This is a genomic window from Halopiger djelfimassiliensis, from assembly GCF_000455365.1.
In the GTDB taxonomy this organism is placed as follows: domain Archaea; phylum Halobacteriota; class Halobacteria; order Halobacteriales; family Natrialbaceae; genus Halopiger_B; species Halopiger_B djelfimassiliensis.
In genome coordinates, this window is the sequence record NZ_HG315686.1 from 638,786 (window position 1) to 663,246 (window position 24,461).

The 24,461-nt window shown below is 62.6% G+C and carries 22 protein-coding genes; 8 read left to right on the top strand and 14 right to left on the bottom strand.

Annotated features, from left to right (window positions below; genetic code table 11):
• Positions 1 to 14 precede the first annotated feature (14 nt).
• On the bottom strand, positions 15 to 782 hold the full coding sequence (locus tag TX80_RS14105; RefSeq protein ID WP_049923760.1) for an SDR family NAD(P)-dependent oxidoreductase: 768 nt from the start codon (positions 780 to 782) through the stop codon (positions 15 to 17).
• Positions 783 to 1,136: 354 nt separating this feature from the next.
• Here TX80_RS14105 and TX80_RS14110 point away from each other — a divergent pair, with 354 nt between their 5' ends.
• Genes TX80_RS14110 through TX80_RS14140 form a run of 7 tightly spaced genes read left to right on the top strand, consistent with a single transcriptional unit; the run spans position 1,137 to position 10,284 of the window.
• Entirely contained in the window at positions 1,137 to 4,964 is a 3,828-nt protein-coding gene (locus tag TX80_RS14110; protein ID WP_049923762.1) for an ATPase, T2SS/T4P/T4SS family, read from the top strand.
• Positions 4,961 to 7,015, top strand: coding sequence for a type II secretion system F family protein (locus TX80_RS14115; protein ID WP_049923763.1), 2,055 nt, complete (start codon positions 4,961 to 4,963; stop codon positions 7,013 to 7,015). The genes TX80_RS14110 and TX80_RS14115 overlap by 4 nt, the downstream gene beginning before the upstream one ends.
• A 1-nt stretch (position 7,016) precedes the next feature.
• Positions 7,017 to 7,571, top strand: a complete 555-nt coding sequence (locus TX80_RS14120) for a DUF7287 family protein (RefSeq protein ID WP_049923764.1) — start codon at positions 7,017 to 7,019, stop codon at positions 7,569 to 7,571.
• Positions 7,572 to 7,575: 4 nt separating this feature from the next.
• On the top strand, positions 7,576 to 8,223 hold the full coding sequence (locus TX80_RS14125) for a DUF7288 family protein (protein ID WP_049923765.1): 648 nt from the start codon (positions 7,576 to 7,578) through the stop codon (positions 8,221 to 8,223).
• Between the two features lie 35 nt (positions 8,224 to 8,258).
• Positions 8,259 to 9,056: a hypothetical protein gene (locus TX80_RS14130; RefSeq protein WP_049923766.1), complete on the top strand. Its 798-nt coding sequence runs from the start codon at positions 8,259 to 8,261 to the stop codon at positions 9,054 to 9,056.
• Complete coding sequence (locus TX80_RS14135; RefSeq protein WP_230198736.1) at positions 9,053 to 9,532, top strand: DUF7266 family protein; 480 nt, start codon at positions 9,053 to 9,055, stop codon at positions 9,530 to 9,532. Before TX80_RS14130 ends, TX80_RS14135 begins: the two co-directional genes overlap by 4 nt.
• Positions 9,529 to 10,284 (top strand): DUF7289 family protein, encoded by a 756-nt coding sequence (locus tag TX80_RS14140; RefSeq protein WP_049923767.1) that lies wholly within the window; start codon positions 9,529 to 9,531, stop codon positions 10,282 to 10,284. The genes TX80_RS14135 and TX80_RS14140 overlap by 4 nt, the downstream gene beginning before the upstream one ends.
• A 7-nt stretch (positions 10,285 to 10,291) precedes the next feature.
• Here TX80_RS14140 and TX80_RS14145 read toward each other — a convergent pair whose 3' ends face one another.
• From TX80_RS14145 to TX80_RS14185, 9 genes are all read right to left on the bottom strand, one after another.
• Positions 10,292 to 11,530 carry a hypothetical protein gene (locus TX80_RS14145; RefSeq protein ID WP_049923768.1) on the bottom strand — a complete coding sequence of 413 codons (1,239 nt, stop codon included), beginning with the start codon at positions 11,528 to 11,530 and terminating at the stop codon, positions 10,292 to 10,294.
• A gap of 144 nt (positions 11,531 to 11,674) precedes the next feature.
• Positions 11,675 to 12,505: a CheR family methyltransferase gene (locus TX80_RS14150; protein ID WP_049923770.1), complete on the bottom strand. Its 831-nt coding sequence runs from the start codon at positions 12,503 to 12,505 to the stop codon at positions 11,675 to 11,677.
• Positions 12,502 to 13,023, bottom strand: coding sequence for a chemotaxis protein CheD (locus TX80_RS14155; RefSeq protein WP_049923771.1), 522 nt, complete (start codon positions 13,021 to 13,023; stop codon positions 12,502 to 12,504). The genes TX80_RS14150 and TX80_RS14155 overlap by 4 nt, the downstream gene beginning before the upstream one ends.
• Positions 13,020 to 14,306, bottom strand: a complete 1,287-nt coding sequence (locus TX80_RS14160; protein WP_049923773.1) for a chemotaxis protein CheC — start codon at positions 14,304 to 14,306, stop codon at positions 13,020 to 13,022. Before TX80_RS14160 ends, TX80_RS14155 begins: the two co-directional genes overlap by 4 nt.
• Complete coding sequence (locus tag TX80_RS14165; protein ID WP_049923774.1) at positions 14,303 to 14,908, bottom strand: chemotaxis protein CheC; 606 nt, start codon at positions 14,906 to 14,908, stop codon at positions 14,303 to 14,305. The genes TX80_RS14160 and TX80_RS14165 overlap by 4 nt, the downstream gene beginning before the upstream one ends.
• A gap of 31 nt (positions 14,909 to 14,939) precedes the next feature.
• Positions 14,940 to 18,674: a chemotaxis protein CheA gene (locus tag TX80_RS14170; RefSeq protein ID WP_049923775.1), complete on the bottom strand. Its 3,735-nt coding sequence runs from the start codon at positions 18,672 to 18,674 to the stop codon at positions 14,940 to 14,942.
• Positions 18,667 to 19,896 (bottom strand): chemotaxis-specific protein-glutamate methyltransferase CheB, encoded by a 1,230-nt coding sequence (cheB, locus tag TX80_RS14175; RefSeq protein ID WP_049923776.1) that lies wholly within the window; start codon positions 19,894 to 19,896, stop codon positions 18,667 to 18,669. Before cheB ends, TX80_RS14170 begins: the two co-directional genes overlap by 8 nt.
• The gene (gene cheY, locus TX80_RS14180) at positions 19,893 to 20,255 is read right to left on the bottom strand and encodes a chemotaxis protein CheY (protein ID WP_049923777.1); all 363 of its coding nucleotides are present in this window, start codon (positions 20,253 to 20,255) and stop codon (positions 19,893 to 19,895) included. Before cheY ends, cheB begins: the two co-directional genes overlap by 4 nt.
• A gap of 111 nt (positions 20,256 to 20,366) precedes the next feature.
• The gene (locus TX80_RS14185; protein WP_049923778.1) at positions 20,367 to 21,209 is read right to left on the bottom strand and encodes a chemotaxis protein CheW; all 843 of its coding nucleotides are present in this window, start codon (positions 21,207 to 21,209) and stop codon (positions 20,367 to 20,369) included.
• Between the two features lie 160 nt (positions 21,210 to 21,369).
• Between TX80_RS14185 and TX80_RS14190 the strand changes: the two genes are divergently transcribed.
• Entirely contained in the window at positions 21,370 to 21,852 is a 483-nt protein-coding gene (locus tag TX80_RS14190) for a chemotaxis protein CheW (RefSeq protein WP_049923779.1), read from the top strand.
• A 29-nt stretch (positions 21,853 to 21,881) separates the two neighbouring features.
• Here the strand turns inward: TX80_RS14190 and TX80_RS14195 are convergent, their stop codons facing one another.
• From TX80_RS14195 to TX80_RS14210, 4 genes are all read right to left on the bottom strand, one after another.
• On the bottom strand, positions 21,882 to 22,655 hold the full coding sequence (locus TX80_RS14195; protein ID WP_049923780.1) for a DUF5803 family protein: 774 nt from the start codon (positions 22,653 to 22,655) through the stop codon (positions 21,882 to 21,884).
• A gap of 1 nt (position 22,656) precedes the next feature.
• Entirely contained in the window at positions 22,657 to 23,331 is a 675-nt protein-coding gene (locus TX80_RS14200) for a DUF2110 family protein (RefSeq protein WP_049923782.1), read from the bottom strand.
• Entirely contained in the window at positions 23,331 to 23,855 is a 525-nt protein-coding gene (locus tag TX80_RS14205) for a transcription factor (protein WP_049923783.1), read from the bottom strand. The genes TX80_RS14200 and TX80_RS14205 overlap by 1 nt, the downstream gene beginning before the upstream one ends.
• Before the next feature lie 309 nt (positions 23,856 to 24,164).
• The gene (locus TX80_RS14210; protein WP_049923784.1) at positions 24,165 to 24,413 is read right to left on the bottom strand and encodes an amphi-Trp domain-containing protein; all 249 of its coding nucleotides are present in this window, start codon (positions 24,411 to 24,413) and stop codon (positions 24,165 to 24,167) included.
• Between the last annotated feature and the right edge of the window lie 48 nt (positions 24,414 to 24,461).

A 24,461-nucleotide genomic window follows, 5' to 3' on the forward strand; every position in this document is an offset into this window, starting at 1 on the left:
GGCCGTCGGAACGACTACCGGGCCGTCCAGCCCCCGTCGACGGAGAGACACGCGCCGGTAACGAAACTGGCCGCATCGCTCGCCAAAAACACGACCGGGGCCGCGATCTCTTCGGGATCGGCGAACCGTTCGAGGGGAGTCCGGTCGAGGATCGATCGACGGAGTTGCTCGTTCGCTTCGATCTCCGCAGTCAGGTCGGTCGAGACGTATCCGGGTGCGACGGCGTTGACCCTGACCTCGGGTGCCCAGTCGATGGCCATGCTTCTGGTAAGTCCGACCAGTCCGTGTTTCGATGCGACGTAGGGGTGTTGTCGCGGCAGGCCGACCAGTCCGCCGACGCTTGCAACGTTGATTACGGCACCGTCGTCGCTCTCGTGAAGCCGGTTTGCCGCCGCGGTCGTTACCTCGTACGCTCCCGCGAGGTTGACATCGAGGACGCGGTCGAGGCTCTCCGTCGTGACGTCTTCCGGCGGACCGAGGGCATCGGCCGGGTTGAGACCGGCGTTGTTGACGACGATATCGACGGCACCGAACGCATCGTCGGCACGCTCGACGACCGTGGCGACGTCGTCCGGGTCGGTCACGTCGGCGGTGACGGCCACCGAGTCACCGCCGTCGGCTTCGATCGCCGCCGCGACCGCGTCGATCTCCGGTGTCGTTCGTGCCGTCGGAACGACCGCTGCTCCGGCGTTTGCGAGTTCGACGGCGATCGCACGACCGATACCGCGTCCCCCGCCAGTGACGACCGCAACGCGGCCGTCGAGATCACAGAGGTCGGACATCCGTTTCGGTCATCAGTGCCACCGTCGAGGATATCAAGCTATCCGTGACCACTTCCTGTCGGCAAACCGGTAGTCATTACCGAGGATCGATCGAGCCGCCGAGTCGGTCCTCGAGAGCGGCCCACTAGTAGGATACTTGAGTAGAAAGCCGGCTCCAGCAGCGACCGCCCTGCCGTCGTCACGTCCGACGAACTCCGCCAGCAATACCGGATACAGGTCGGGTTCTGCCGGAACACGCCGGAACTGAAAATCGAAATCAACCGTCGAAGGTATTCCGAATCTGTCACGACCTGATTATCAGATATGGTAATGAGTGGATGAGTTTTTTGAAGGGTGAATGATAGCGTAAATGCAATGGCTATTGACGAGGCCGACCAGTCGGATGCCGGGCAGTTTTCCGAGGGCGAGGCGTCTGAACCTGGGTCGGAGGGCGAGCGTTCCCATGATGCGACCGCCGATTCCGATCCCGGCGCTCGCGTCGGCGAGTACACGTGGGAAGACTTCATGGAAGAGTACGGGCACGGCGACGAAGTATCGGCGCTGTATTCGGACGACTCGGGGACGGCCGGGGCCGACGACCAGCTCGGACTCGATACCGACGAGTCCGTCGGGCCGACGGTTCCGACCGGTGACGACTGGACTCGCGTCGAGTTCGACCCCGAATCGTATCTCGGATACCATCCCGACGAACTACGTGACGAGTGTCTCAGCGTCGCCGGAACACACGCCGACGTGCTCGAGAACGTCTTTCTGGAGTACGTCGACCCGGAGACGACGCCGGTCGTCAAGGACGTCTGGACCTGGGAACACTACAAGTGGGAGTACTATTACGACGAAAACGGGGACCGGCCGCGGGACGAAAACGGCGAGGTCGTTCCCCACGACAAGGAGGACGCGCTCGGGTTCGATCCGGACACGCTCGAGGACCGGCTCTCGATCGCCGACGATATCGCGATGGAGCTCGACGACGTCGTCGAGGAACGGACGGTCAACGTACAGGAGGACCTAGACGAGGACGAGTTCTTCTCGACGGCCGACGGTAACACGACGGTCACCAATCGGTACGACCTCGAGAAGGCCGTTCCCCTCGAGAAGAAGAGTCACTTCCAGGAGATGGAGCGCTACTGGGTGAACAAACCCTACGCGTGTGTCGTCATTTTCCACTCCGAGAAGGAAAACGAGAAGAAATACTACATGATCGAGCCGTATCTGAACGAGATCGAGTTGGAACTCCAGGAGTTCCTCTCGGGCAAACTCAGGACGGCGATCAAGTACTCCGACGAGGGGATCAAGGAAAAGGCAAACGAGGACGGCCGGCGGACGGTTATCGAAGACGAAACCCGACGGCTACTGAAACGGTATGACCTCTTCGAGAAGACGTCTGGAAGTACGAGTGCGGGGCTTCTCGAGACCGTCCGAACCCTGTTCGACGATTCCGACGGCGAGCAGGACGAACCCGGGCAACGACAACTCGAGGGGATCGAAGTACGTCCCGAGCCGATAATCCTCGATGAAGATCCGGATACGTTATCCGAATATCAGGTCGAGAAGTTGCTCTACCTGCTCAAGCGGAACTTCATCGGCTACGAACGGATCGACGGAATCAAACACGACATCAACGTCGAGGACATCTCGTGTGACGGGTACAACTCGCCGGTGTTCGTCTATCACTCCGACTACGAACAGATCATCACGAACATCTACCACGGCGAGGACGAACTCGACGACTTCGTCGTCAAACTCGCCCAGCGCTCCGGAAAGGGCATCAGTAAACGGCTTCCGCAGGTCGACGCGACGCTCCCCGATGGCTCGCGCGCCCAGTTGACGCTCGGACAGGAGGTCTCCGACCACGGGACAAACTACACCATCCGTCAGTTCAAGGACGTTCCGTTTACGCCGATCGACCTCATCAACTGGAACACGTTCAGCCTCGACGAGATGGCGTTTCTCTGGCTCTGCATCGAGAACCACAAGAGCCTGATCTTCGCCGGGGGTACCGCGTCCGGGAAGACGACATCGCTGAACGCCGTCTCGCTGTTTATCCCCTCGAGCGCGAAGATCGTCTCCATCGAGGACACCCGCGAGGTCGAACTGCCCCAGCGCAACTGGATCGCAAGCGTCACACGACCGTCGTTCTCCGACGACGAACAGGGCGACGTCGACGAGTTCGACCTGCTCGAGGCCGCACTGCGCCAGCGGCCGGACTACATCGTGATGGGTGAGATCCGTGGCGAGGAGGGGCGGACGCTGTTTCAGGTCATGTCGACCGGGCACACGACCTACACCACCTTCCACGCCGACTCCGTCGACGAGGTCCTCAAGCGGTTCACGACGGATCCGATCAACGTCTCGAAGACGATGTTTACCGCGCTGGATCTGGTCTCGATCCAGACCCAGACCCGCGTGCAGGGCCGGAAGGTCCGTCGGAACAAGTCCCTGACCGAGATCAACCACTACGAAGCCGAACACGACGAGATCAACGTTCAGGACGTCTACCAGTGGCAGGCCGAGACCGACGAGTTCCTCAAGATGGGGGACTCGAACACCTTAGAGGAGATCCAGTTCGACCGCGGATGGAGCAAGGAAAAACTCGAGGAGGAACTGTTCAAACGAGAGGTCATCCTCGCGTATCTCATCAAGAACGGACTCAACACCTACGCCGAGGTCGCTGCGACGGTCCAGGCGTTCATCAACGATCCCGATACGATCCTGACACTCATCGCCAACGGACAACTCGAGGAAAGTCTCGAGGACCTCCGGGAGATGGAGAGCGTGCTGATCGACGTCGACCAGGAAAAGGAGGAACTGGTTCCACGTCCGGAGGCGACGAGCGAGACCTACAACCTCTCGATGGACATCCTCGAGCGGGCCGAGGAGTCACTGTTCGAGGAGTACCGGGGCAAGACGCCCAGCGGTCTCGCGAGCGCACTAGGTGGCGTCGAACAGGAGGATCCGATCGAAGTCGAAGGCGACGACGATGAGTCGTTCGATTTCGCAAACGACCTCGACGAGGGGATCGACGACGAGTGGGAACTCGGCGGCGACACCCAGACGTTCACGACCGGCGACACCGACAGCGACGAACCGGCGTGGCTCAGCGACGACAGCGGGTTCGATATCGGCTCCGGTATCGACGGTCCGGAGCCGTCGGGAACGGAAGCGATGGCCGGAGCCGACGGCTCGAGTGCTGAACTCGTCGCAGGTGACGGAACCGAAACCGAAGCCGAGGCCGGGTCGGCCGACTTTGACAGTGCCGGACCGGATTCGAGCGAGATGTCGGAGTCTGCGCCGGAGATCGGCGCTGGTGCCGGGTCAGCGGGCGGCGAAAGCGATGGTCCGATGGCCTCGAGTCCGGCCGACGCCAGCGAGCCGGCCGACGCCGGAAGCGGGGACGATCCCAAGGTGTTCCCGTCCGACGATCCCGAGGAAGCGGAGTTCGGAGGGCTGTTCGACGACATGGGCGAGACGCTGGACGAGATCGAGGCCGACGACGAGAACGCCGAGACGAGCGAAGAGCCGCCCGAAACCGGAAGTGACCGCCCCGGTATGGATGACGCGTTCCCGGACGACGAACTCGACGCAGTCTTTGATCCCGATCCAATGCCGGAATCGTCCGACGATGAGGTCGCCGATGAAGACGAATCCACTGCGTCGTCGGCTACGGACGAAAGCACTCCAGCGTCCGAAGACGGCGACGAATCGTCCGCCAATGCGGTCTCGGGTTCGGAGCCGTCCGCAACCGAGATCGACGCTACCGCGGGGGAGTCGGCTGACGTCACCGAACGGACACGGGAACCACCGACGATCGACGTCGGTCATGACCCCGCGACCGATAAGTCGGACGCCAGTGGCACGACCGACACCGAAACCAGCGAGGACGACGCGTTCTCCGACGATGCACAAACGGCGGACAGTCCAGACGACGGACCGCCGGTGACCGACGACGTGGCGGAGTCGGAAACGGACACCGACGAATCGGACGATACGTCGATATTCGGCGATGCGTCGGAGCAAGTCTTCAGCGACGACTCCGAGACGACCTCCCAGGAGTCCGGAGTGACGGACGATTCCACCGGTGAGTCCGAGCGTAACGAAGGGACCACCGACGACTCGATATTCGAGTCCGACGACGACGGAACCGGTCTCTTCGAAGATACCAGTGACGAGGATACCGACGCATGAGTCTGCAGACTGACGACAGCGGCGGAACCGGCGTTGCGAGTAGCTCCGATACCGTCGGTGATACCTTCTATCCACTCTACGATCGCCTCTTCTCGGAGGACAGCGAGTTCGTCGCCGACGTCGAAACGAAACTCAACCAGGCCCGGATGACCGATACGGTCGAACTCTATCTCTCCCGGGCGCTCGGGATCGGTTTCATCAGCGGCCTCGCACTCTGGTTGATCGGGGTCCTTCTGGGCTATGGAATTTTCGCCACCGGACTCGTTCAGGTCGACGCAATCCTCGGCTTTCCAGTCGGTAACGAAACGCTTCTCGAGATCATCGAAATGCTTCGGGTGCCGGTACTCGTGCTGTTTACCGGGCTCGTGTTCGGATCGATCGGGTTCGCGATCGGGTTCGGTTCGCTCGTCGCGATTCCGTATTCGCGTGCGTCCGCTCGCAAGCGCGAGATCAACATGTTGCTTACCGACTCCGTCTCGTTCATGTACGCCCTGTCGGTCGGTGGCCTGAACCAACTCGAGATCATCGAAGCGATGGCCCAGGCCGATGATACCTACGGCGAAGTCTCGCGGGAGTTCCAGAGTATCGTCAAGGAGACGGAGTACTTCGACATCGACTACCGGACTGCGATCCGGAAACAGGCCCTCGAGACCCCAAGTGACGAACTCTCGCAGTTCCTGACGGACATGCTCTCGATCGTCAACAGCGGCGGTGACATGGAGAGTTTCCTCGAGGACAAGAAGGAAAAACACATGCGCACCGCAAAGCAGGAACAGGAACTCACCCTCGAGACGCTCGAGTTGTTCGGGGAGATGTACATGACGCTGTCGCTGTTTCCCCTCTTATTGATTATCATCATGGTCGTCATGCAGATGATCCCGGATGCGAGCGTGACGAATAATATGCTCTATATGACCGTTTACGGCCTGATTCCGTTGATCGGGGTTGGATTCCTCGTTCTGGTGTCGACGGTCAAACACGACGAGCCCGGCGACGGCTACCTTTCGGCCGGTGAAGCAAACCGCATTCAAAGTGCCGACGAACAGGGGCTGCTCAACCTCGGTCTCGTCGAGCAGTTTACTGGGACCTACAGTGTCTTCGATCGAATCAAGAACCGCGAGGGGACACACGAGACGATCGAGGTCCTGAAGCGTCCACACATTTTCTTCCGAGACAACCCGCTGTATATCCTCGCGTTGACCGTTCCAACGGCACTTGTCGTCGTTGCGACGGCGATGGTAACCGGTTCGGCACCGACCTCGGTCGATGGGATGATGGCGAATGCGGTCTGGGGGACGTTCGTCTACCTTTACATCCCGCTGTATATTATCGCCGTCCCGCTGGCGATCTTCAGGGAGTGGAACGTTCGGCACAGAAACACCGTCGTCAACCAACTTTCGGAGAACCTCCGGAAGCTTGCGAGTGCGAACGATACCGGAATGACGTTGCTCGAATCGTTCAAGGCCGTCTCCGACACGACCAGCGGCAAATTGGCCAGGGAGTTCGAGATGATGCACACGAAGGTCAACTACGGGATGAGCCTGAAGGAGACGCTCATCGAGTTCAACAACAAGTACCACATTCCCCGGCTTGCCCGGACGACCCGGCTGATCACCGAAGCCCAGGAGGCGTCGAACCAGATCACGGACGTGCTACGAACGGCTGCACGTGCGAGCGAAAACCACGACGACATCGAGCGGGAGCGCAAGTCCCGAACCCGGATGCAGGTCGTGATCATCGTGATGACGTTCATGACGGTGCTGGCAGTGATCGCGATCCTCAAGACGCAGTTCATCGATACGATGGCCGGACTTGATGCCGGCAGCGGTGCTAGCGGGAGCGAAGCAACCGGCGAACTCGCAGAGGCCGACCTCAGCGAGAACACCGATATCGAGATGCTGTCGATGCTGTTCTTCCACGCCGTCACCCTGCAGGCGATCATCTCCGGGGTCATCTGTGGGTATATCCGGGATGCGGACATCCTGAGCGGTCTGAAGTACTCGGTCGTCCTCGCGACGATCGCGCTCGTTGGCTGGACGTTGGTGGCATAAGATGTCCCGCAAACGATCTTCCGGACGGAACCGAACGCGTCGCCCGCGAACGATCACGATATCCGTCCGCCCACGGGCCCAGACCACGCAGGATTTCGCGGTCGGGATCGGCGTGTTCATCCTCGCGGTCGCGTTCGTTTTCTCGTTTGTGCCGTCGTTGATCACGCCCTTTGACTCACCGGCCAGCGGCGCGGAGACGGCACAGGCCGACCGGCTCGCGGATCGGATCGTCCACAACCTGTCGGCGTCGACGCAAGCGACAAACGAGATCAACGGGACCGAGTTCGACGCCCGATACACGGAGACGGACCTGAGCGACGAACTTGGACTTCGATCGAGCGGAAGCGACGACGTCGTTTTCGATCATGTGAACGTCTCCGTCGAGACGTTCGACGGCGAGACGATAAACAGCACCGCGTTAGCCGGTGGCCAACGGTACGCGAATCAGTCGGCGGCAAGTGCGGCACGGATCGTCACGGTCGACGAGGGTAACCGGGACATGATCGACGACGGCGACTGTGCTCCCGCGTGTCGACTCGTCGTGAGAGTCTGGTGATATTATGAAGGAAACATCACTTACGGCTTCGGATCGCGGACAAGCATACACGCTTGAAGGGTTCATCGGGGCGATGGTCGTCCTGATGGCCGTTCTGTTTGCCCTTCAGTCGCTGGTTCTGACGCCGACGTCTGCGGGCCTTGCCGACCGATCGGTTCAGTCGCAGATCCAACAGGAGGCACAGGATAGTCTCGTGGTCGCGGCCGAAGACGGCGACCTCTCGGAACTGCTTCGGTACTGGGACGAAAGCGACAACTACTCGAACTTCGTGAACGCGACCGATCACGCCGCCGACGGTGAAGATCCCACATACAGAACGTATTCGGATACATCCCTCGCCAACGAATCCGAGTTCGGAACGATACTGAACGAAACGTTCGGGAAGAAGGCCTGGGACTACAACGTCGAACTCCACTACACGAACGGGAGTGACTTGGAAAAGCGGTCGATCGTCTATCAGGGCGGCCCGCCGTCGGATGCGCTTACGGTGAGTTACGTCGTCACGCTGTACGACGACCAGTACGTGCAACCGGGTCGTGGGACGACACTCACACAGGCTGCCAAAGAGGGTGAGCCGGCCATTCCACCGGCGGACAACGCCGGTCCCAATCCCGTCTACAACGTCGTGGAGGTGCGATTGATCATATGGTAAGCGATCGACACTCCCGAGACCGACCCCGTGGCCAGGTGATCCTCATCGGCGCGATCACGCTGGCGTTTATCATCCTCGGTATCGTCGTCGTCTTCAACGGCGTCCTCTACACCGAAACCATCTCCTCGAGTTCGACGAGCCACAGTACAGCCGACGCGACGATGGCGGTACAGGAGCTCGACCAGGGGATTGGGGGGATCGCCCATCAGAAGAACATCAATAGCAGTTACGACTTCGACGATGCGGTCGACGAGTTCTCGGACCGCTACCGCAATACGACGGTGAACGCGCAACCGGTCGCTGCGGCGGTCACCGATGCACGCACCGACGAGAGAGCGAGAGTCGCTACCGGCGATCTCTCCGCGATTGAGTCCAATCCCGGGAACAACGCTTCGGTCGAGGACCGAAACGTAGGACACCTGCTGGTGACCCTCGATCCGGACGGCGGCCGCGTCACGGTCACGACCAACGAGTCGGGGACCGAAGAGAGCGTCGACATCGAGGCGACAGGGGGCGACATCTACGTCGACGGGACACGGGTCGCGGACGCACCGGCTCGAGTCGACCCCGTCACCGGCGAAATAAACGATTCGGCCGTGTCAGGGTCCGGACTCGATATCATCGATCCGACAACGGAGTACGACGAGGTCGAACTCGAGGTCGGCTCTGGCATGGATGGAGAGTACGAACTCGTCGCGAAGGACGACACGTCCATCAACGGCGTCGCTGACTCGATAGCCATGTGGTCGGTTGAGATCGATACCACTTACGAGTCAAACGACGTTTCGTACGAGCAAACGCACACGGTCGACATCTACGGTGATCGGACATGATCGATCGCGACGAGCGAGCGATGTCGATCACGGTCACGCACGTCCTGACGATCGGGATCACGACGATCCTCATCGCGACGCTGCTTACGAGTGCCGGCGGATTGCTGGACACCGAAACGGAGCGGTCCGCCGATCGATCCCTCGAGACGATCGGCGAGCGGATCGCGGGGGAGATCGAAAGCGTCGATCGGATCGCGGCCGATGGCGACGCCGAACACGTCAACGTCACCGCCGAGCATCCGAAGACGGTTGCAAACGCGGGGTATCGCGTCGAGTTACGGGAAAACTGTGATACCGCATTGCTCGACGGAACGGACTGTCTCAAACTGACCGCGAGCAATGGCGACGTGGACGTCTACGTCCCGGTCGTGACCGAAGAACTCCCCCTCGAGCCGGGCAGTTCGGCACACGGCGGGACGATCGAGATCTACGTGACCGATGCCGACAGGATCGCGATCCGGGGTGTAAACCGATGAGACGAACTGAGTCACGATCGGGTGCTGGAGAGAAGTGGGACGACCGTGCGGTCTCGGATGTCATCGCCTTTATCCTCGTGTTCGCGATCATCCTCTCGTCGGTCGCAGTGCTGTCGATGACGGGCTTTCAGGCGATGGAAGACTATCAGGAAACCGAACAGCTCAGAAACGCCGAACGGGCGATGACCGCCCTGTCCGAGAGCTTCAACGACGTCATTCGGTACGACGGAATTGAGGAGCGGAAAGGGGAACTGGCCTTACGGGAAGGGACCGTCACGACCGGTAACTCCGGAACGAAGCTCAACGTCTCCGTCGACGGCGAGCCCATCGGGACGAAGGACGGGTTTTCGCATCTGGGCAACGATGCGGTCGATCTCGGCGAGTTCAGGTACGAATCCGGCTCGGACACGATCGCATACGACGGTGGAGCCGTCCTCCGGGAGAGCGAAACCGGCAGCGTCGTTCTCAAGGATCCACACCTGAAGTACAGCGAAGAAACCGATACCGCGATGATCTCACTCGTGAAAGTCGACGCGGTCAACCGATCGATTCAAAGCAGCTCGCAACTCGGGTTCGAAATAACCGTCACGGACCGCACGAGTGTCGTTTACACCGACGCCGATGTCGCGATCACGCTCGAGGACGGCCCCGAAGCCTGGGAGCGGATCGTCGAACGCGAGGGCTGGGACAGCGGTCACGACGACGTCGATCGAGTCGTAATCACCGTTGTGACCGTCGATGTCGGGCAGTAACGGGATACTATTCCCAGTCCCCGGTCACCATTGCCCGTAATCCCGCACGGGACGACAGCGCCTCGATGCGGGCGGCGTGGGCAGCGGCGTCGCCACCCGTCTCGAGATAGTAACCGTTCGAGAGTTGTTCGGGAGCAGTCATCGGCGACCCGTCGGCGGCGACGGGGTCGTCGTTCAGGACGGTAGGGCCGTCGTCCGGGTTCCACGGAAGGGTCACGCCGGAGAGGCCTCGATCGAGGAGGTATTCGACGGCGTGGACGAGCGCCTTGCGTGACGACGAATGGCCGATTGCACCGATCGACCCGCGTTCGTTGAAAAACCGAACGACGTACTCGCCGGTTTCGTCGCGATCAGCGTCGGCATCGTGATCGGTATCCGTCGCGTGGGTGTCCGTCGTCCCGTCGTGGTCCGTGTCACGCTGTCCGGACCCGGTTCGGGAATCGGTTTCGGCGGCCTCCGCGGTCGACCCGCCGTTTCCGTCGCGGCCGGACCGTTCGGGCCCGGAACCGTGCCGGTGAGTCGAGTCAGGAGCGTCCTTCCGGCCCGCGGTGTTCTCGTCCGTGATCTCCGACTCGGTAAACGCAAACGAAACGTCGTCCCGACCGGCAACGCGTTGCCCGTCATCGCCGGCAAACGAGACGATGAGTCGATCGAGAAAGCGATCGGCGGCGCTCTCGAACTCGTCGACGTAGACGTCGCCGCCGTCGGACACAGCCGTGAGCTGCTCGACGATCGAATCGACGAGGGTCCCTCGCTCGAGCGCCAACTGGCGGGCGACGAACGGGCGGGAGTGGCATTCGAGGCGTTGGCCCACCGTCGCACGCGAGTAGTGCCCGATCGATGTCTCGTGGTCGGGAAGCGACGGGAGCCGACAGGCGACCCGGTCGGCGTCGGTCGTGCCGGCAAGCAGGAGGAACTCGCGGCCGTTGGTGTAGATCGCCCGATCGACGCCGGTCCAGGCCATCGCCTCGAGCAGCCCCGTCGCACGGGACCGGTCCAGCGACGTCCCGTAGGGTTCGACGGCGACGAACAGCGCGGGAACCGTATCGACACCGAGGACGTACTCCAGCCGGGTCCCCTCGACGGTCGGCTCGCTCGGATACGAATCCGCGTGGACATCCCAGCCGAGCGTCTCGAGGAACGGATCGACGAGCCAGGCGCGCGTTTCCCGCATGTCCGTCGGCGGCGACGACTCGATCAGTGCCCTCGAACGGGCAACGAACGTCCGGAGGTCAGGCCGAGGCATTTCCACTAGATATGCGACGGCCGGTCATGTAACGTCCGGTTAGTTTTCGCGTCAGGTGAACGGCAAGGACGAGAGCGCTGAGTCGAGAGATGAGTACGGTTGCAACCGGAACCCGGTTCTTGGCCCGGGGCAGCGCTGTTTTCGTTAGTCGTCACCGTTCAGGTCCTTTTGATCCCGCTGATAGATGCGGAGTCGCGCATCACGAACGGTAAAGGCCGACTTGAGGTTCGGCGGGATCGTTTCCGCCTTTCCGATGACGAGGTAGCCGCCCGGACGGAGCGACTGTGCGATCGTCCGTAGCATCGACTGTTTGTATTCGTTGTCGATGTAGATAAACAGGTTGCGACAGACGACGAGGTCGAATCCGGATTTGGGATCGTCGTTGATCAGGTCGTGGCGCTGGAAGGTGACGTTTCGTGTCACCGGATCGGCGATCCGGTAGGTGCGACCGTCCTCCTCGACGTACTGCTGATAGTGATCGAGAAAGGAGAGCTGGTCGCCGATGTCGACGGTCCGTGGCTCCTCGTAGACGCCGCCCCGGGCCGTCTCGAGCGCCGGTTCGCTGATGTCGGTCCCAAGGATGCGAACGGTGGCGGCGTCGATTTCGGGATCGTCGTGGGCGAGCATCGAGAGCGAGTAGGGTTCGCGGCCGTCCGCACATGCGGCACTCCAGATGCGGACCTCGTCGGACTCGTCGTTCTCGGCGAGCAGTCGCAACACCGATCGGATCCCCGACCAGACATCGGGATTCCGGAAGAACCCGGTGACGTTGATGCTCATCGCGTCCAGCAGCGCTTCCTGCTCGTCCGGATCGGCTCGCAGCGTTTCGAGATACTCGGCGTAGGTCTCGTTCCCGGTGCGACGCATCCGCGAAGAGACGCGCCGGTCGAGGTAACTGTCGTTGTAGTGGCTCGTCGCGAACCGCAGCTCCTCCTCGACGAAGGTCACCAGTTCGTCGAAGGCACCGTCGGTCACAGCTCCGTCACTCCGTTACCCTCGTCGCCGCTGGAACTCTTCACGACGAGCGTCCCCGTTCCGGGCGTGAACTCGACGGTCCGTCCCCGTTCGCCGCCGACGTCCTCGGCGACGAGCGGAACGCCGAGTTTCTCGAGTTCGGTCCGTGCTGCAGCGATGTTTCGCTGTCCAACGCCGTCACCGAAGCTATCGAACTCGAACATATCGCTCCCGCCCGCGATTTTCGCCTCGACGGACGTATAACTTGCTCCCCGTTCGACCATCCGCCGAAGCAGCGCCCGAATCGCCGTATCCGCGTACTTGCCGGGTTTTCGCTCGCTGTTTTCGGCCGCGTCGCCGTCCGGCAACATGGAGTGTGCGAGTCCGCCGATCCCGGTTTCGGGATCGTACAACGCGATCGCGAGACACGACCCGAGTCCGTAGGATTTGAGCGTATCGTCGCCCTCGCTGACGGTCAGTTCGGAGATGCCGACCTGCACCGGCGTTGGTGCGCCCGGTTCGGTTCCGTAGGTCTTCATGCCTTATCGATTTCCTGAAACTCGGCGGTCGTCGGCGTCTCCTCGATCCGATCGACATCGAGGTCGTTCAGCGCCCGCTCGAGGTCCGATTCGTCCGGAATCGCGTAGATCTCGCAGTCGAACTCCCGTCCGTCGGCGACGACGACGGTATCGAAGACGAACGCGAACTCCTGGTCCTCTCCGAGCTGGATGATGACGGGATCGACGGCGGCAGCACCGATGTCGTGGATGAACTCCGGCGTCGAGTGGTCGATCGTCGTATCCAGGACGTTCGCCCACCCATCGAGGAACCCGCTTGCCATGATGTTGCCGAGTTCCTTGATGGCGCTTTTCCCCATCTCGTCGAACGACGTTCCCTCGTCGCCGCCGGTGCCCGTCGGCACCATCGCGTCGACGATCTCTCGGGCCGACGCCTCGTCGAACAGAAACACCAGATAGCCGCTTGGAAGCCCGTCGAACTCGAAGGCGACGCCGACCAGTTTCTCGTCGGAGACCTGCTCGGGAATCGTCTCGAGCGAGACGAAGTTGAGTCGACGGATCTTGACGCTCGTATCGATCCCGGTAAGCGTCGTCGCCGTCTTGGCGACCTCCTCGGCACCGCGTTCGGCCATCCGATCGAAGCCATCGAGTTTGTCGTACTCGATACCGTCGCTCGTTCGCAGTCGCTCGAGAAGCGTCGACATCGACTCCCGTTTCGGGAAGAGGTAGTGACAGAACCCGATCTCGGTACCGACGGTCTCGATCTGGCTCTGGAACAGCAACGCCAGATCGTCGTCACCCGGCGCTTCGTCGATGTCGTCGAAGAACGGTTCGGCCGACTGGCCCTCGACGAACTCGGGCGTCGAGACGTCGATGACGGTTTCGAGGACGTCCGCCCAGCCATCGATGAAGCCGCTGTTCATGATGTGTCCGACCTCGGTCGCGGCACTGCGGGCCATCTCGTCGAACTCGTCGAACTCGTCGGTCGCGTCGGTCTCCGTGTCCAGTTCGGACTCGGGGCCCGATTCCGCGAGCAACGTTTCGACGATCCGAAGCGCGCTTTCGCGTTCGAACACGATGATCGAGTACCCCTCGATCGCCCCCGTGAGTTTGACTCGAACGCCGACTTTCGCCTGCGAGTCGTCGAAGTCACGCCGGATCTCCCGGCCGCGCATGAAGTTGAGCTTCGTGACACCGACCCGGGTTTCGACGTCGGTCATGTGTGTCAGCCGGCCCGCAGCTAACCCGGCGCCCTCACGAGCCATTCGGTGGAACGTTCCGAGTGCATTGACGTCGAGTTTCATGCGGTCTGAACTTCGATTCCGTTGATCATTTCGACGAACTCTTCCAGGTCGGGGAACGCGTAGATTTCGGCCTCGATCTGATAGCTCGGGACGGTCAGATCCGAGTCGAAAAAGAGGGCGAGATCGTCACCCCCCAGCCCGACGGTCCGGGTAACGATGTCCCCGGCCGATGCGTAGACCAGTTGCGGCGCAGCCGTATCGATAGCACACCCGAGCACGTCGGCCCAGCCGTCGATAAAGCCGCTTACCATCATGTTCCCCATCTCCTCGACGGCGCTTCGGGCCATCTTGCCGGAGACGTCGGACATGTCCTCGACCACGTCGTTGAGCATGATCGCCGTGATCTTCTTGGCGCTTTTCTCCGGGAACAGGACGAGGATGTGTCCGTGGGGCTCGTTGAGAAGCCGGACGCGGACGCCGACCCGTTTCCCGGGTTCGAGCTGGGCCTCGATGTCGTCGACGTCGATGAAGTTGGTCTTCGTCACCTCCATCTGTGCGTCCTCGCCCGTCAGCTTGCTCATGTTGTCGGCGACGCCGTTCGTCCCGACTTTCGCCATTTCGTTTATGAAGCTCAACTTTCGAATATCGACCATCAGCGTCATGAATTCCTCCGTATGTGTAGGTGTGAGTCGGTCATAGTGTCGTCACATCCAGAATGTTGACTACTTTGCCGCGTCCGCGGACCGTCGCCCCGCCGAGACCGGGAATGTCGCCCATAAAGCCCTCGAAGGGCTTCACGACGACCTCCTGCTGGCCGCGAACGGTATCACAGTGTAACGCGACCGGCCGGACGTCCTCGCGGATCCGGACGACCATGCCGTCGGTGACCGCTGCTTCGGGGTCGTCAGCCGCGATCTCGAGCGTCTCGGCGAGCTGGATCACCGAGTACGATTCGTCGTCCGGCAGCGTGAGTTCGCCGTCGACGGACTCGAGTTCCGTGGCCGGGCCAACGTCGGCGACAGCCGTCGTCGGGATACCGAACTCCTCGCCGCCGCTTTCGATGAACAGGACGTCGTCGATCGCGATCGATACGGGAACGGTCATCGTCACCGTCGTCCCGTCACCCGGATCGCTGTCGATCGAAACCGTCCCGTCCAAGTCCTCGATCGTCCGTTTGACGACGTCCATCCCGACGCCCCGGCCACTGACGTCGGTGACTTCGTCGGCCGTCGAGAGGCCGGGGTGAAAGACCAGTTGCATGGCCTCGTCGTCGTCCATCTCGGCCGCCTCGTCCTCGGAGAGAACGCCGGCCTCGATGGCTTCCGACCGGAGCCGATCGGGATCGAGACCGCTGCCGTCGTCCGACACCGTAATCGTCACCTGATCGCGCGAGCGGGTCGCGGTGACTTCGACCCGACCCTCGCGGTCCTTGCCGTCGGTTTCTCGCTCTTCGGGCGGTTCGATCCCGTGGTCGACGGCGTTGCGAACGAGATGCACCAGCGGATCGCGGATCCGATCGAGAATCGTCCGATCGAGTTCGACGGTTTCGCCGGTCATCTCGAACGCGACCTCCTTGCCCTGATCGCGGGCGATGTCTCGAACGACACGCGGAAGCCTGTTTGCGACCGTCTGCAAGGGGACGAGCCGGACGTCCATCACGGTCTCTTGTAGATCCCGCGTCAACTCCTCCAGATCGTCGAGTTCCGCTTCGATCGCCGCCAGCTCCCGCTCGACGTTCGACTCGACCTCGTGGCGGAGCCGAACGCGGCTCGTAACCAGCCCCTCCACGAGGTTGAGCAGGTCGTCGATCTGTTCGACCCCGACCCGAACCGACTGAATGTCGTCCGTTTCGTCGTCCGTTTCCCGGCGCTGGTCGCGTTCGGGAACGGTAATGTCCGGAATCTCGAGGGTCGGCTCTTCGACAACTCTCCGTTCCTCGGATCCGCCGTCCTGATCGGCCGTCCCGTCGGTTTGGCCGATCCCCGACTCGTCACCCGAGGCGGAACTCGAGTTGGCATCGAAGCCGGAAAACCCGTCGCTGGACTCGGGTTCGGTCCCGAACGCGTCGGGTTCGCCGAGGGGTTCGTCCTCGATATCGTCGAACCCGCCTTCGCCGAAGGCGTCTTCGAACGAGTCGTCGGCCGTGTCGTCAACGTCGATGGAGCCGTCGGCGGTATCCTCGTCCTCGATCGAATCGGACGGTTCCTCGGCCGGCGGCGCGGAATCCGCGGCCTCGGTCGGCTCCGTCGGCAGTTCCGCGTCCAGCTCGGGTTCGGGTTCCGCGGCCGACTCGTCGTCGAGACCGCTGCTGAAGTCGGCGAACTCCGTCGTCTCCTCGAAATCGGTTTCGAACTCGTCGGCGTCGTCGAAGCCGTCCTCGGCATCCTCGACCGGAGAGACAGGACCGGAGTCCGCGTCGGCACCGAAGTCATCGTCGACATCCTCGACGGGCGAAACGGGACTGGATGTCGCGTCCGCGTCGTCGCCGAAGCCGTCGTTGACGTCCGTCTCCGGCGAAAACGCCGCGGCATCGACGGGCTCCGCGGCCGTGAACTCGTCCGTCGTCTCGGCCGTATCCGTGTCGACGCCCGATTCGGAAGCAGCCGTTTCCGAGCCGGTCACGTCGGCGTCAGCTTCGGTGCCACCGGCGTCCTCCGGCGTGGGCTCGTCGACACCGTCGTCGACGTCCGCTTCGGCCCGCCCAGCCGATTCGACGGCGTCGGCTTCCGGCTCCTCGAGAGCCGCCGGTTCGTCCGCCGGGTCCGGGTCGGCGACGCTTGCCGTCTCACCTTCAGTCGAGTCGGTAGCCTCGTCCCCGAACAAGCCGTCATCGTCGTCTTCCAGCCAGCCGTCATCGTCGTCCTCGAACCAGTCGACAGCCTCGTCCTCGAACGAATCGTCAGTCGGCTCGTCGACCGCGGGCGCAGTCGCTTCAGCCTTGGTCGACTGTGTCGCGTGGTCTGTCGTGGCCGGTTTGTCGTCGCGTTCGTCCGGCTGGTCGTCGATTGTCTCTCCGTCAGGACCGGCATCGACCGACGCGTCCTCGTCGCTCACGTCCGATGAATCGACCAGGATGTCGTCGATTTCCTCATCCGACGGCTCGGCTTCCTCGAGGAACGCACCGTCGTCGGCGTCGATGTCGTCGCCGAGGAGTTCGTCCATGCCGACCTCGTCTTCCTGATCGAACTCGTCGAACTCGAGTTCCTCGAGCTCGTCCTGCAGTTCGTCGAACCCGACGGTGTCGACTTCCGCTTTGAGTTCTTCGAAGACGGCTTCGGCATCGTCGACATCGTCATCGTCCGCGCTGGCGTCGGTACCAGCCGTTCCGTCGTCGGACGGCGTCCCGTCAGGGGAGCTATCGTCGCCGGCGGCCGGCTCAGTCGTGCTCTCGGCCCGTCCGGTCGACGGCTCCTCGCCGAGGTCCGACTCGAGGCCGAGATCGATATCCTCCTCGTCCTCGAGGAGGTCGTCGAACGAGCCGGCATCGCCCATATCCTCGAACGCATCGAGGTCGTCGTCCTCGACTTCCTCGACCAGTTCGTCCAGATCGTCGAACTCGTTGAACTCGTCGAGTAGTTCGTCGACCTCGAGGTCCTGGGCTTCGTCTGGCGAAATATCGGCACCCGGAACCTCCGCACCCGTTCCGGAAAGCGTTCCGGCGGCGTTTGCGGTTCCGGAACGCTCCGCGTCGTCGGCCGCCGCAACCGCTTCGAACTGGTCGGTGACGTCAGCGATTTCGAACTCGGCCACCTCCTCGACCGGCTCGAGCCCGGATTCGATCGCCGATTTGCCGACGGGACTGCCGAAGACGGCATCGAACTGACCGCCGTAGTTGTCGGCCGCGATCACGTCGCGTGGCGGGGCGGTCCCGATCAGATCGAACGCGTCGATCAGCGCCTCGACGACCAGTATGCCGTTGTTCTCGTGTTCGTGTTCGGACTCGGCGATCGAGAGCCGGACGAAATAGGCGTTGTGCGTGTCGTCGGCCGGCGGATCGAACCGCGACAGGACCGTTTCGATCTCGTCCGTCGTGGGGGACGAGATGCCGGCGGTCGCAGCCGCGATGTGTGCCCGGAGCGCGTCGATCGTTGGCGACGGATCGGTTTCGATCTCGCCGCGCGTATCGACCTCTCCGACCATCGTCTCGAGCTCGTCGACCGCTTCGAAGACGTCGTCCATCAGCTCCGGTGTCACATCGAGGCCACCGGAGCGAACCGCATCGAGGACGTCCTCGATCGCATGTGCGAGGTCGCTGGCCGCCTCGAGTCCGGCCGCCCCACAGTTGCCCTTGAGCGTGTGGGCGATCCGGAAGATGTTTTCCATCGCCTCCTCGTCGTCGGGATCGCGCTCGAGGGCCAGCAGCTCGTTGTTCAACTCCGTGATCCGTTCGGTACTCTCCTGTACGAAGTCGGTCCAGTACTCAGTCATCGGTCTTACCGTCACCTCCTCCAGTGAACGCGTCGACGATCGCCGAGACGATCTCGGTATCGGGAGCGATCCGATCGACACAGCCGGTTTCGATCGCCTGACAGGGGATGCCAAATACGGGACTGGTCGCCTCGTTCTGTGCGATCGTGTGGCCACCGGCCGTCTTGATCGCCTCGATCCCGGCCGCCCCGTCGTTGCCCATACCGGTCAGAACGACGCCACAGAGCGGATCGTCGACTTTCGATGCGGCGGTTTCCATCGTAACGTCGATCGCCGGCCGAACGCCGTGAACTCGTTCGCCGTCGTCGAGTCGAACGCGAACGGCTCCGCCGACGTTCGTCGTGACTTCGAGGTGGTACCCTCCCGGAGCGACCGCTGCCTCCCCGGCTCGAATCCGATCACCGTCGGTCGGTTCCCGGACGTCGTAGTCGCTGCGTGCGTCGAGTCGGTCGGCGAACCGGTCGGTGAAATCGGCCGGCATGTGCTGGACCACGAGTACTTTCGCTCCGAGTTCGATCGGGAGCCGCTCGAGCAGCCGTTCGACGATCTGTGGGCCGCCGGTCGACGCGCCGATGACGACCGTCGGATCGTCCGCGGCCTCTTCGGGGTCGACCGGCCGTGATTGGATCCGATCGGCTCCCATCTGTGGCTCGATCCCGGGGCCGGAATCGGGTGTCTCCGCTCCCGACGAGCCCGGCGAAACCGGTCCCGCTGTGGGACTCGAGTTGGGCTGTGGGTCAGCGGTTGCGGTCCCCGCCGACGCCGTCCGCTGTGCGTGCGTTTCGGTCGAGTGGGCCGTCGCCGACGCCCGCGCAAGCGCAAGCGACGAGACGTCGGCGTCGGCGAGTTCGTCGACCGTTTCGACGACCTCCGTCGCGAGGTGAGCGATATTCCGTGACCCCGACCCGTCCGGCTTCTCGAGGCAATCGACGGCACCGCGTTCTATCGCGTCGAGCGTGGCGTCGGCTCCCTCGCTCGTGTACGCACTGAGCATGAGAATCGGCGTCGGGTTCGAGGTCATGATCCGCTCGACCGCCTCGATTCCGCCCATCTCGGGCATTTCGACGTCCATCGTAACGACGGCCGGATCGAACGACGCGACGGTTTCGACGGCTTCGACGCCGTTCGTTGCGGTCTCGACGTCGTAGCCGGCTTCGGAGAGCGCGTTGCCGATGACTGTCCGCATAAACTGCGAGTCGTCGACAACGAGTACCCGCGTCATGCCGCGATGACGTCCGAAAGGGCTTTTCTGACGCTCGGTTCTTCGAACGGTTTCGTGACGTAGCCGTCCGCCCCAGCCTTGACCGCGAGTTTCATTTTCTCCCGCTGTCCAACGCTCGTACACATAATCACACGGGCGTCAGGATCGATCTTCTTGATGGCTGCGGTGGCCTTGATCCCGTTGCACTTCGGCATGACGATGTCCATCATGACGATGTCGGGATCGTGTTCTTTGTACAGTTTGACAGCTTCAGCGCCGTTGGACGCCTCTCCGATGATGCGGTAATCCTGCTCCAAGATCTGCCGCAGTAAGTTCCGCATAAAATGTGAGTCGTCCACGATGAGCACCCCTGTCGACATTCAGTAGTACACCAAATTCTGGTAGAAATACAAGTACCATAAATGCTGTCTCTCGATTATCAGACCTGATAAGCGTCGATACGAGGGATCGGACGACTGGTCGAGCGACTGTTACGTATCGGAGCTGGTGTGCCCCGACGCCAGCAGGAGATCGTCGACGTCGACCATTGGTATCAATTCTATTATATTATGCTCGTCGTCCGACGACGCGGTCCCATCCTCGTCGGGGGTGTCGCTCGACTCCTCGAGCGCATCGATCGATTCGATCTCGACGGCCTCGCCGATGTGACCGGGTTCGCGTCCGCCTTCGCTCCCGGCCGTCCCGGGTCTCGAGTCGAACTGGGTTCCGGAACTCGAGTCAGCGGCAGTATCGACACCGAGGTCGATATCGGGGTCGGAAGACTCATCGGTGGTCTCGATCGACGATTCCGTCACCACGCTCCCGTCGCGTTGATCGGAGTCGCGCTCTTGCTCGACTACCGCTTCGACGAGCGGGTGCTCGAGTGCGTCCCCGGAGTAGTCCCGCGATTCGACGGCCGCGGCGTCGAGGACGTTATGCTCGGGGATGGCATCGACGCTGAGAACGTCGTCGACGCGGATCGCGGCCGATTGCCCGTCGGACGGCCGGTCGAACACCAGGAGTTCCTCCTGCCCGGGGCGGTCTTCCGTCGTCGGAAAGTGGATGGACGGATCGATAACCGCGGTGATATCCCCTCGGAGATCGGTCACACCTTCGATCGCACGCGGCGTGCGTGGGACCGGTGTTACTTCGTCGGGGACGTCCGTGATCGTTCTGACGTCGTCGACCGGCACCGCGAGTCGGTGCTCGCCGACCCCGAAAAAGACGATGCGGACGTATTCGATATCGTCGCGCTCGTCCGAGTCCCGCGTCGTTCCGTCGTCTGCGTCATCGATGTCGATTCCGAGGAGCTTTTCGGGCAGGTCCGGGGCCATGTTCCTGTTCGTCTATCCCAGTCCAGCGATAAAACGTTGACTCCTGTGTCCGTTCCCGATCGTGACATCTCGTATCAGTTTCACGACTGTGTGCCGGCGGGGGCGACCGGGGGGTTCCTCTCGAAACGTTTATTTTCTCGGTTGGTCCGAGTTCGAAGGGATGAGGTCGGCATCTTCTCGCGATCGGTTCGGCGACACCGACGACGATACGGCGGAGGAGGACGAGCATCTGACGGTCCTTACCTTCGATCTCGCCGGGGATCGGTACTGCGTCGAAGCCGATGCCGTCGCGTCGGTCCGCAGCGTCACGGGAACGGCGGCGCTGGGTGCGGCGGACGATCCGTGGAACGCGGGCGCGGTCGCGGTCGACGGGCAGCGAGTCCGGGTCGTCGATCTGCCTCGAGTGTTCGGGTCGACCGCCCGAACGATCGAGCGAGCGGACGAGCCGATGCTCCTCGTGCTTACCGAAACCGATGCCGAAGGGAACTACTACGGCTGGCTGGTCGACGACGTCGACGTCACGAAAACCGTCCGGATAACCACACTCAAGCCGACGCGAACGGCGACCCAGTTCGTCGAAGGGCGTTTCGAGTTCGACGACGGCGGTGCGATCTGGATCGACGAGAACGCGATGCACGAGTGATCGTCGCGGTCGGGACGGCCCGTCGGAGGCTACCTGAGTCCCGGCGGCGGTCCGTCGTCCGAATCGTCCTCGATGTCGACGTCCAAGCCGTACTCCTCGCGTTGGTCCTGTAGCCGCTTTACCTGCCGGTAGTAGTAGGCGACGCCGAGGCCGCCGAGCAGAACCACGCCCACGACCAGTCCCACGAACAGCGGGATGTCCCGATCGAGGTAGTAGCGGATCGAGATCGGACTGTCGACGTGGTCCCAGGTCAGGCGTTCCTGATCGTCGACGATCCGACGGTCGTAGTCGCCGGGATCGACGTTGCCGAACAGGAAGTTCGATGACCGGTGGCCGTCGGGCAGCGTCACCTCGTAGGAGCCCTCGACGTACGCCGGCAGGTGGAAGGTCTTGCTGCCGGCCTCCCCCGAGAACGCGAGCGTCCCGTTGCCGTCCGGAACCCGAACCTCGGTACTCGTCCGGCTCTGTTCGATATCGAGGTCCGAACCCGTTACCTCGGTGCCGTTGGGATACCAGTAGCGGACGCTGTGTACGTCAAGCGCCTCGTCGCGGACGATGTTCGACCGATACAGCGACAGGGTTTCGGTCTCGTTCAGGTCGTAAACCGCGCGGAACTCGCCGTTTCCGATGAGTCCGGCCGCCTCGATGTCGATGGCGACGTCGGCCTCGCTGTCCCGCAGGTCGTCGTACTCCTGTTCCCGGTCGAGTTGTTCGTCCGAGATACCGCCGAAGAACGACGTACAACCGGCGAACCCAACGAGTACGGCGACTGCGAGCACCGCAAGCACGAGCCGTCGATTCATGTTATGGAACGACACAGCGAAGCTCCGCCGGGAGGTACTCGCCGACGCTCGCTAGCAGCCCCGGCGGGTCGGTATCTTCCGTACAGATGACGCTCTGTTCCAGCAGGCCGAGTCGTTCGACGGTGACGTAATCCTGGGCGTGGCCCGCGCGGTTGAGGGTCGCACGAACCTCCGCCCGAGTGGCGCTGTTGACGTTGAGCCGCCCGTTCCCGCGAGTCCACTCGTAGAGGCGGTCGCGTTCGTCGTCGGCGAGCCTAGCGGTCCCGTCGTCGCCGTCGGAGACGAACCGCAACGGGGTGTGCTGGACCAGCCCGTACCGCTCGCGGATCTGGGTCGGCGATCCGGGGCCGAGTCCGAGTTCGTCGGCCGGAATCCGGACCGGCTGGCCGGCATCGAGCACGAATCCGTCGTCGTCCCACGACTCGAGCGTTCCGACGGCGGTCTCGCCGGCCTCGAGATCGGGGACGATCTCGCCGAACTCCTCGCGGAGGACGTTGCGCGCGACGGTGGCGTCCTCGCCCTCGAGAGTAACCGACGGGAAATCGTCGTGGCGGACGCCGAGTTCGTACTCGACGGCGAGGTCACCGATCTCGTTGTCGACGAGCGACCGCAGCGAATCCAGCGCCCGCTCGCGAGCGTCTCCGTCGACGTACAGTTTGGTTGCGAGTACGACCATCAGGCGTCCGCGTCGATGTTGAGTTCGTTCTCGAGCGACTCGAGTCGGTCGTCCATCGCGTTGACCAGTCGATCGTTGTCCATCGATTCCAGCGGCGAGCCACACTCGGGACACTCGAAGCCGAAGTCCATCGCCTCGCCGAACTCGAACCGGATCGAGCAGATCTCACAGAGGTAGAACTCGTGGTTTCGCTCGTACTCCCGGCGTTGTTCGAGGGCGTCATGGAGGCGGTACATCTCCTCCTCGAGGTTTTCCGGGATGTTGTCGTACTCGAAGGTCCAGAGATACGTCAACCAGCCCGAATCCTCGTCGCGAAGCCGCCGGTAGCTCGCGAGATCGTTCTCGTACAGGATAAACAGCGCTCGCCGCACGTCGTTCAACTCGAGGTCCAGTTCCTCCGCAAGCTCCTCGTCGGTCACTTCCCCGTCCGGCGGCGCTGCCGCGACGGGCATCCCCTTGGGACCGACCAGCTCGTGCAAGTACTTTTGGATGACCGGATCCTCGAGCAGGTCCTCAAAAGCCATTATCTACGTGTAACGGTATCCGGCCATTAAGTCTTTTGAGCGACGGTGAGCGCGGCCGCGTCGCACGGTCGACAACGGGCCGGACAGCATCGCGGAACCGAGACGCCGAGCGGCCAACCGACGACGGTATCCCCCGGCTACGGGCCGATCTTCGAGAACCCGTAGCGAAGTCGTGGCGCTGCCCCCCGATCGGCCCGGAACTTCCTTGCGGAGGCTGAACGCACTTGCGAAGATCGAACCGGCGACGCCGTTCGACACTCCCGGTCGGGCCGACGCGACCGGAACCGCCGGAGCCGTGTCCTCGTTGCGTCACTCCGCCTCGGAAACCTCCCACTCGAGGGTCACGGTGATCTCCTCGCGATCGCCGCCGATCATGGGCGAGCGCTCCTCGACTTCGATCCCGTACTCGAGCAGCGACGACGGGGACAGCGTGAGCATCTTGTTCCCGACCCGGATCTCCGCGGGTTCCTGTTCGCGCAGTTCGCGGGCCAGTTCCTGCAGCAGGTCCGCAGCCTCCTCGCGTGGCAGCTCCTCGGAATGAGCGGTCGTTTCACTCATAGTCGACGTGGCATCGACCGGACGGATATACGTTGGCACCGAATTGGC